The following is an 8,599-nucleotide window of genomic DNA, read 5'->3' on the forward strand; positions in this document are numbered from 1 at the left end:
ATGTCCGCGATCACCACGCGAACCACACCCAGCGGAATCCGCAGCAACGCCGACACCTCGGCCACCGACCGCACCTGGCGGCACAGGGAGGCGATGGCCCGATGTTCCGGGGGCCTCGTGGACAGGTCGTAGTGCGTGGTCGTGGCGGAGGAGACCAGCGCCTCCAGCGCGAGTTGCATGCGGGGCGTCGTACGCCCGCCGGTGACGGTGAACGGGCGGACCGGAGACGCGGGTTCCTGGGGCACCGGGGCGCCGGGCTGCCGTCCCCACGGGTCCGCGCCGGGTTCCTGACCCCACGGGTCCGCACCCGGCTGCTGTCCCCACGGATCCATCCGTCACCTCCGCGGATACGACACGGCTTGGAGCTCGGCGCGGACCGCGGGGGTCAGCACCTGACCCGCCCGCTCCACCAGCAGCGTCATCTGATAGGCCACCAAGCCCAGATCGGAGTCGGCCGCCGCCAGCACCGCAAGACAGGACCCGTCACTGATCGACATGATCAGCAACAACCCCCGGTGCATCTCCACCACCGTCTGCGTCACCGGGCCGCCCTCGAACACCCGCGAGGCGCCCTGGGTCAGACTGATCAACCCGGCCGCCACCGCCGCCAGCTGATCCGCCCGGTCCTTGGGAAACCCGTGCGAGAACGCCAGAGGCAACCCGTCCGAGGAGACCACGACGGCGTGCGCCACGCCGGGCACCGAACTCACGAAATCATCGATCAGCCAGTTCAGGCCGCGTGCGCCCTGGCTCAACTCACTCATGCGCCGTCCCCTTTCGCGGTCGGGTAGCCCTCGTCCTCACTCAGTTCGCCCCTGGCCACCGCCCGGCCCTGCCGTACGCCCTGCTGCAGGCTCGCCAGCCGGCTGCGGGCCCGGTCGGGCGACAGGATCGGCTGCGAAGGGGCGGACGCCGCCGGCGCCGCGGCCGGCTCGGCCGAGCCGGGCACCAGGTTGGCCTTCGGCACCCGCTTGGGCAGACCCGAGGCGGTCGTGCCGTCCGAGGCGGGCTTCTCGGTGGCCGCCGCCGCGGCCTGCCACCCGGCGTCCATCGACGAGGTCTGCTGCCAGCCGGATCCGGTGTCGGTGGCGGGAGTGCGCCGGAACCAGGCGGACTCGACGGAGGCGAAGATCGGCAGATACTCCTCGGCGGGCGGGCCGGCCTGTGTCCCGCCCTGCGGGACCGGAGCGCCGTGTATCGGACCGGAGATCGAGATCGGCCCGGTCGACACCGGCGAAACCCCCGGGCCCAGGGGAACGGGCCCGGCCACCTTGGGCAGCGGGCCGGTGGCCGCCTCGTCCGGCACCGAGTCGAACCGGCGTCCGCGCAGCCGCGTGAGCGGGTCCTGCGCCGGAATCGGCGGGGAGATGGACGGAGGAGCCGACGAGGAGATCGACGGGGAGGGCCCGCCCCAGGACGACTGGCCGGGCTGGGAGTTCCATCCGGGGGCGAAGGCGCCCGAGTAGGACTGCTGCGCGTAGCCGGCCGGACGGCCCATCAGGGTCTCCGGCAGCAGGACCATCGCGGTCAGCCCTCCCCCGTCGTGCGGCCTGAGCTGCACCCGGATGCCGTTGCGCATGGCGAGGCGGCCGACCACGAACAGGCCCATGCGGCGGGACACCGACACGTCCACGACCGGCGGGTTCGCCAGCCTCCAGTTGGCCTGGGAGATCTCCTCCGCGGTCATCCCGATGCCGGAGTCGGTGACGGAGATCATCACGCCTCCGCCATCGATCCGGTTGCCCGAAACGACCACCCGGGTGTCGCGGGCCGAGAACGACAGCGCGTTCTCCACCAGCTCCGCCATGAGGTGGATGACGTCGTTGACGGCCTGACCGGCGATCGAGACGTCCGAGGGGAAGTTCAGCACCACCCGCTCGTAGCCCTCGACCTCCGACAGCGAGGCCCGCAGGACGTCGGTGATCTCGACGGGCTGACTCCAGCGGCGCGCGGGCTCCTGCCCGGCGAGGACCAGGAGGTTCTCACTGTTGCGGCGCATGCGGGTCGCCAGGTGGTCGAGCTTGAACAGGTTCGCGAGCCGCTGCTCGTCCTGCTCGCCCTGCTCCAGCCCGTCGATCAGGGTGATCTGCCGCTCCACCAGCGTCTGCGTGCGCGCGACAGGTTCACGAACATCGCGTTGATGTTGCCGCGCAGCCGGGCCTCGTCGCCCGCCAGCCGTACGGCCTCGCGGTGGACCTCGTCGAAGGCCCGCGCGACCTCGCCGATCTCGTCCGCCGACACGACCCCGATCGGCTGCACCTGCCGGGAGCCGGCGGAGTCGGACTCGCGCAGGCGCTGGACGAGGTCGGGCAGCCGGTGGCCGGCGATCTCCAGCGCCTCGCTGCGCAGCCGCCGCAGCGGCCGTACGACCGAGCGGGCCATGACCGAGGTGATGAGCAGGACCACCAGCAGGACGGCGGCGACCAGGATCACGTTGACCGCGGCGACCCTCTGGTCGGCCCCCTGGAACTCCACGCTGCGCGAGATCACCGAGCGGGCGAGCGCCAGGTTCACCTTGTGCATCTGGTCGCCGGTCTCGGTGATCGCGTCGAACCAGGTGTCCACCGCCTGGCCGCCCGGCTCAATCCGGCGCAGTGACAGGCCGTCGCGGGTGAGGCTCAGGGCGAGCGCGCGCAGGTATTCGGCCCGGTCGACCTTCTGGCCGGTGACGGTGTCGGAGAAGAGCTGACGCTGCGCGGGCGTGGCCTGCGCGAGGAACGCGTTGCGCTCGCTGACCTCGCGGGCCCGGGCGGCGGTGAACGCGTCGATCTCCGCGGTCTCGAACCGGTCCCGCACCAGCGCGGCGGTCAGCAGCGCCCGCTGCTTGGAGATCTCCTCCTCGGCCCGCGCGAGCGAGGCCATCGACTTGAGGCCGGCGATGACGCCCTCGTCCACCGCGCCCTGCACGGTCTCGTCGTACAGCCGCAGCGCGTCGGCGGCGAACAGCGAGTACTTGTCGATCGCCGGCAGCGCGGGAAGCCTGCTCTGCAGGATCGTGCCGCGCAGCGCGGGCAGCTCGTCGAGACGGCCGCGCAGGCGGACGAGGTCGGCGCGGCCGATGTCGCCGAACGCGTCGCCCGCGGTCTCCGCCTTCGACCGCACGCGCTGCGCGGCCGCGTCGACCGCCGCCTGCTGCTCCCGGATCAGCGAGAGCATCGTGCCGCCGCGGCGGTCCATCGCCACGTATCGGGCCGTCAGGTCGCGCTCGAGCTGCAGCTCGTGGACGAAGTCGCCGATGCCGACGATCAGTTCGGCCACGTCCTGCACCCGCTGGTACTCGGCCGCGCTGCTGATCGAGGAGGCCACCCGCAGGCCGCCCAGCGTGACGGCGACGGCGGTCGGCACCAGGATCAGCGCCAGCAGCCGGGTGCGCAGCCGCCAGTTCTTCAGCGCCAGCGGGCTGCCGGTGTCGTGCCCGGGCGGCTCGGGCTGCTCCGGTTGTTCCCCCTGGTCCGCCGCGGGCGCCCGGAGCCGGCCGGCAGCGGGGGCGGCTTCCGTTCACTACGACGACCGCTCTCGACTGTTGCCGTCCTCACTGGTGCAACCTCACGCGGTTCTTCTAGATGGGATTCGGACCTATCACTCGGGATACCTCCCACAAGACATCGGCAATTGGAGCATAAGGCGACGAGATAGACCAACCTGTCGAATCATTTGGCACGTTCCAAGCGGCGAGACTTTCGTGCGACGATGCACGGGTAAAGCCTTTCCCGAGCATCCACCGGGCGGCGAACGACATTTCCGAATGAGGTTCCGGACATGTATCGGTCCAAACCGCCACACCCCAGGTTACGGGGCATAGTGGATTTACTGACCAGTTTGGTGACATAGGACTCTTAATCCTGTTATCTCGGTTTAAGTCCAGCTACGCTTCTCGCCCGTCGCCCGGTGCCGCCATCTCCCGCCCGGGCGCCTTCACTTCCCCCACCTGAGGAGACTCCATGAGGCTGACGGGTCGCACGACCGTCATCGGCGTCATAGCAGCGTTGACACTCACCGCCTGTGGCGGTGCGGATACGGATACGACAGCGACCGGCAATAACGGACTGGAAAAAACCACCCTTAAAGTCGGCATTCTCCCCATCGCGGACGTCGCGGCGCTGTACATCGCGACGGAACGGGGTTTCTTCAAGGCCGAAGGGCTGACCGTAAAGCCCGAAATTGTGGCGAGCACTCAGGTCGCCATCCCGAAGCTGGTGAGCGGCTCGGTGGACATCACGCTCGGAAACTACTTCTCGGTGCTTTCGGCGCAGGAAGCGAAGATGGCGAACTTCCGCGTCCTTGCCGACACTTTCCAGGCCAAACCGGATGTCTTCGACATCGTGGTGAAGAAGGACTCACCGATCCAGTCGGTGAAGGACCTCAAGGGCAAGAAGATCTCGGTCGCGTCGTTCAACAGCATCGGCACGCTCGCCGTCGACTCGACCCTGCGGGCCAACGGGCTGTCCACCAAGGACGTGACGTACGTACCGGCCGCGTTCCCCGACGCGCCGGGCAAGCTGGCGTCGGGCCAGACGGACGCCGCCTGGCTCACCGAGCCGTTCCTGACCGGCGTGCAGAAGGACATGGGCGCCCGGAAGATCGCCGACACGATGACCGGCGCGATGGCGGACTTCCCGATCGCGGGCTGGACCACGACCGAGCCCACCCTGTCGAAGTACCCGAAGACGATGGCCGCCTTCCAGCGCGCGATCGTGAAGGCGCAGCAGATCGCCGACTCCGACCGCAAGGCCGTGGAGAAGGTGCTGCCGACGTACACGAAGATCACTCCTGACGCGGCCTCGATCATCACGCTCGGCGCGTACCCGTCCACGCTGAACGCGACGCGCATCCAGCGGGTAGCCGACCTGATGCTGGAGTACGGCTACCTGAAGGCCAAGATGGACGTGAACCCGCTGCTGGTGCCGATGCCGCAATGATCCTCAGCAGAGTGGCCCGCGGCGCCGCCGGCGTCGCGGTCCTGCTCGTCGCCGCAGAGGTCGCCGGCCGCACCGGCCTCCTGGACACCCAGATCATGCCTCTCGCGTCCACGGTGCTCGCGGGGGCCGCGGGGCTCGCCGCCGACTCCGAATTCCTGCACGACGTCTCGGCCACCGTGGAGGTGTGGGCAGAGGGGCTCCTGCTCGCCACCCTCCTGGCCGTACCGGCCGGAGTGCTGCTGGGCAGCCTGCCGAGGGCGGAGACGGCGCTGCGGCCGGTCATCGAGTTCCTCCGGCCGATCCCCTCGGTCGCGCTGATCCCGCTGGTCGCGCTCATCGCGGCCGCCGACGGCGCGATGAAGGTCACGGTCATCGTCTACGCCGCGTGCTGGCCGGTGCTCGTCAACACCATGTACGGCCTGCACGACGTGGACCCCGTCGCCAAGGACACGATGCGCGTCTTCGGCTTCGGCCGCCTGGCCGTGCTGCTGCGGGTGACGCTGCCGAGCGCCGCGCCGTTCGTCCTGACCGGCGTACGGCTGGCGGCCTCGGTCGCGCTGGTGGTGGCGATCAGCGCGGAACTGCTCGCCGGCGGCGAGGGCGGCATCGGCGTCTACATCGTCAGGGCCGGGTCCGGCTACCGCATCGACCTCATGCTGGCGGCCACGGTGTGGGCCGGGCTGATCGGCCTGGTCGTCAACGCGCTGCTCGTCCGGGCCGAACGCGGCCTGTTCCGCTGGCACGCCGCACGCGCGGGGGTGACCCAGTGACGATGACCGTCGCGAACGGCGGCCGGTTGCGCGGGCTCGCCCTGCGGCTGTGGACGGTGCCCGTCGTCGTCGCCGTGTGGGAGGCCGCCGCCCGCGCGGCGGAGTCGGTCTACTTCCCGCCGCCGTCGGCGATCCTGGCCCGGCTGCGCGAGCTGTGGTTCTCCGGGCCCCCGGCCCGCCTATTCCTCAGCGACGCCGCACTCGCCGACTTCCTGCCCAGCCTCGGCCGGATGTTCGGCGGCTGGGCGCTCGCCTGCCTGGGCGGGATCGCCCTCGGCGTGGCGATCGGCCGGTCGAGGACGCTGGCCGGCTACGTCGACCCGCTGATCGAGTTCGGGCGGGCGATCCCGCCGCCGACGCTCATCCCGCTGTTCGTCGTGCTGTTCAAGGCGGACGCGCGGATGCAGGTCGCCACCATCGTGTACGGCGTGGTCTGGCCGGTCTTGGTCAACTCGGTGGACGGCGCCCGCTACGTGGACCGCCTCCACATCGAGACGGCGCGGGTCTTCGGCCTGTCGCGGGCCGCGCGGCTCACCCGGGTGATCCTGCCCGCGGCGGCGCCGAAGATCTTCGCGGGGCTGCGGCTGAGCCTGTCGCTCGCGCTCATCCTGATGGTCGTCGCCGAGCTCGCGGGCAGCGCGACCAGCGGGATCGGCTACGAGCTGCTCTACACGCAGCAGAACTTCGACCTCCCGGGGATGTGGGGGACGATCGCGCTGCTCGGCGTCCTCGGCTTCCTCCTCAACTCGTCGTTCCTCGTCGTGGAACGGCGCACGCTGTCCTGGCACCGGCGTGCCGGGCGGACGAAGTGAGGTGACATCACCGTGCTCGACGTCGTCAACCTGACCCACACCTACGGCAGCGGCCCGGAGGCCCACCGGGCGCTCGGCGGGATCGACCTCAGTGTCCCTGAGGGCCAGCTCGTCTGCGTCGTCGGCCCGTCGGGCTGCGGGAAGTCGACCCTGCTGCGGTCGATCGCCGGGCTCGTACGGCCGACCGGCGGCGAGGTGCGCGTCAAGGGCCGGCCGGTCACCGCGACGCCGGACGACCTCGCCGTGGTCTTCCAGGACTACAGCAGGTCGCTGTTCCCCTGGATGTCGGTCCGCGACAACGTGGCGCTGCCGCTGCGGCGGCGCGGCCTCGACCGCGCGGCCCGCCGTACGGCGGCGGCCGAGGCGCTGGCTGCGGTGGGGCTGGAAAGCGCCGCGGCCAAGTATCCCTGGCAGCTGTCCGGCGGCATGCAGCAGCGGGTGGCCATCGCCCGGGCCCTCGCCTACCGTCCCTCGCTGCTGCTGATGGACGAGCCGTTCGGCTCCGTCGACGCCCAGACCCGCGAGGACCTGGAGGATCTCGTCCTCGCCGTACGCGGGCACCACCGCATGACGATCGTCCTGATCACCCACGACATCGACGAGAGCGTCTACGTCGGCGACCGGGTGGTGGTGCTGACCAGGGCGCCCGCCGTGGTCGCCGCCGACCTGCGGGTCGACCTGCCCGGTCCCCGCGACCAGATCGGGACCCGGGAGCTGCCCGCCTTCGTGCACCTGCGGAGCGAGGTGAGCCGCCTGGTGCGCGGCAGACCCGAGTTCAGCATGACCCCTTCACAAATCGACAAGGAGTAGTGGACGTGACAGAACCCAGCAGCGTCGTGTGGGAGCTCCTGCGCGGGGCCTACCGGGCCGCGGCGCTCGGCGCGGTCGTCGACCTCGACTGTGCCGGCCACCTGAAGGACGGGCCGCTCACCGTCGAGGAGCTCGCCACCCGCTGCGGCGCGCACGCGCCGTCCCTGGCCCGCCTGCTGCGGACGTGCGCCGCCAGCGGGCTGTTCACCTCCGTCTCCCCCGGCACGTACGCGCTGACCGACGCGGGCCGGCTGCTGGTGGACGGGGTCCCCGGGTCGCTGCGCACGGCCGTCCAGACGAACACCACGCCCACGCTCTCGTACGGCATGCACAACCTGGCCACGACGGTGCGCCAGGGACGGTCGGCGTTCGTCGAGAAGTACGGCGTGCTCTACGACCACCTGGGGACCGACCCCGAGCTGAACCGCATCTTCAACGACTTCATGACCCAGCGGTCGCAGCCGATGGCCGACGGGGTGGCCGCGAGCTACGACTTCTCGTCGGTCAAGACGCTGGTGGACGTGGGCGGCGGCCGGGGCCACATCCTGGCGACGGCGCTGCGGGCCAACCCGCACCTGCGCGGGGTGCTGGTGGAGCTGGCGCACGTGCTGCCGGACGCGCGGGCCGCCTTCGACGAGGTGGGGGCTGTCGGAGCGGGTGGAGCTCGTCGAGGGCGACTTCTTCGCGTCCGTCCCCGCGGGTCACGACGCCTACCTGCTGGGCAGTGTGATCCACAACTGGGACGACGAGGACGCGACCCGGATCCTGCGGGTGGTCCGCGAGGCCATGAGCGACGACGGCCGGGTGCTGCTGGTGGAGATAGTCCTGCCGGACGACGACTCACCGCACTTCGGCAAGGACCTCGACATGCGGATGCTCGGCCTGTTCGGGCAGGGAAGGGAGCGCAGCAGGTCGGAGCACGACGCTCTGCTGCGGGCGGCCGGGCTGCGCCTGGTCGGCGCCTACGACCTGCCGTTCCACGCCACCCTCATCGAGGCGGTCCGCGTCTAGAGCGGTGACTCCCGAGCTGGGGGCCCGCCTCAGGCGCGCCCCCAGCCGGGTACGGCGACCCGCATGGTCAGCGCGTGTTCGACGAGGGTGATCAGGGTGCTCTTGACCGACTCGCGGTCACGGGCGTCGGTGCGGACGATCGGGATGTGCGGCGCCAACGTCATCGCCTCGCGCACCTCCTCCTCGGCGTGCGGGTACTGCCCGTCGAAGCCGTTGACGCCGACGACGAAGGGCAGGCGCGCCTCCTCGAAGTAGTCCACCGCGGGGAAACTGTCGG

At 70.9% G+C, this 8,599-nt stretch carries 10 protein-coding genes and 2 pseudogenes; 6 read left to right on the forward strand and 6 right to left on the reverse strand.

All coding sequences use genetic code 11. The features are described from left to right. The 4 genes from B1L11_RS43110 to B1L11_RS43125 all read right to left on the reverse strand — a co-directional run. On the reverse strand, positions 1-332 hold a 332-nt coding region (locus B1L11_RS43110), incomplete at its 3' end, for a DUF742 domain-containing protein (protein ID WP_079320927.1). A gap of 3 nt (positions 333-335) precedes the next feature. Continuing rightward, a complete protein-coding gene (locus B1L11_RS43115; protein ID WP_079320928.1) occupies positions 336-764 on the reverse strand; it encodes a roadblock/LC7 domain-containing protein in 429 nt (142 codons plus the stop codon). After that, complete coding sequence (locus tag B1L11_RS43120) at positions 761-2,098, reverse strand: sensor histidine kinase KdpD (RefSeq protein ID WP_079320929.1); 1,338 nt, start codon at positions 2,096-2,098, stop codon at positions 761-763. Before B1L11_RS43120 ends, B1L11_RS43115 begins: the two co-directional genes overlap by 4 nt. Beyond that, positions 2,077-3,345, reverse strand: coding sequence for a nitrate- and nitrite sensing domain-containing protein (locus tag B1L11_RS43125; protein WP_079320930.1), 1,269 nt, complete (start codon positions 3,343-3,345; stop codon positions 2,077-2,079). The genes B1L11_RS43120 and B1L11_RS43125 overlap by 22 nt, the downstream gene beginning before the upstream one ends. A gap of 596 nt (positions 3,346-3,941) precedes the next feature. On the opposite strand from B1L11_RS43125, the gene B1L11_RS43130 reads away from it, so the two are divergent. The 4 genes from B1L11_RS43130 to B1L11_RS43145 are packed head-to-tail and all read left to right on the forward strand — an operon-like array spanning position 3,942 to position 7,311. Continuing rightward, positions 3,942-4,919 (forward strand): ABC transporter substrate-binding protein, encoded by a 978-nt coding sequence (locus B1L11_RS43130; protein WP_239109417.1) that lies wholly within the window; start codon positions 3,942-3,944, stop codon positions 4,917-4,919. Then, positions 4,916-5,689 carry an ABC transporter permease gene (locus B1L11_RS43135; protein WP_079320931.1) on the forward strand — a complete coding sequence of 258 codons (774 nt, stop codon included), beginning with the start codon at positions 4,916-4,918 and terminating at the stop codon, positions 5,687-5,689. The genes B1L11_RS43130 and B1L11_RS43135 overlap by 4 nt, the downstream gene beginning before the upstream one ends. Before the next feature lie 2 nt (positions 5,690-5,691). Continuing rightward, positions 5,692-6,501 (forward strand): ABC transporter permease, encoded by an 810-nt coding sequence (locus tag B1L11_RS43140; RefSeq protein ID WP_079320932.1) that lies wholly within the window; start codon positions 5,692-5,694, stop codon positions 6,499-6,501. A gap of 12 nt (positions 6,502-6,513) precedes the next feature. After that, positions 6,514-7,311, forward strand: coding sequence for an ABC transporter ATP-binding protein (locus B1L11_RS43145; protein WP_079320933.1), 798 nt, complete (start codon positions 6,514-6,516; stop codon positions 7,309-7,311). A 49-nt stretch (positions 7,312-7,360) separates the two neighbouring features. Here B1L11_RS43145 and B1L11_RS53455 read toward each other — a convergent pair whose 3' ends face one another. Continuing rightward, the gene (locus B1L11_RS53455) at positions 7,361-7,639 is read right to left on the reverse strand and encodes a hypothetical protein (protein WP_256863403.1); all 279 of its coding nucleotides are present in this window, start codon (positions 7,637-7,639) and stop codon (positions 7,361-7,363) included. Here B1L11_RS53455 and B1L11_RS53460 point away from each other — a divergent pair. Beyond that, positions 7,638-7,886: pseudogene (locus tag B1L11_RS53460) on the forward strand (methyltransferase); the annotation flags it as partial. The gene B1L11_RS53455 and the pseudogene B1L11_RS53460 overlap by 2 nt on opposite strands. A gap of 82 nt (positions 7,887-7,968) precedes the next feature. Beyond that, positions 7,969-8,322 carry a methyltransferase gene (locus B1L11_RS53465; RefSeq protein WP_256863404.1) on the forward strand — a complete coding sequence of 118 codons (354 nt, stop codon included), beginning with the start codon at positions 7,969-7,971 and terminating at the stop codon, positions 8,320-8,322. 29 nt (positions 8,323-8,351) lie between these two features. Here the strand turns inward: B1L11_RS53465 and B1L11_RS43155 are convergent. Next, positions 8,352-8,599: pseudogene (locus tag B1L11_RS43155) on the reverse strand (ATP-binding protein); the annotation flags it as partial.

It is taken from the genome of Microbispora sp. GKU 823 (assembly GCF_002027145.1).
Lineage (GTDB): Bacteria > Actinomycetota > Actinomycetes > Streptosporangiales > Streptosporangiaceae > Microbispora > Microbispora siamensis.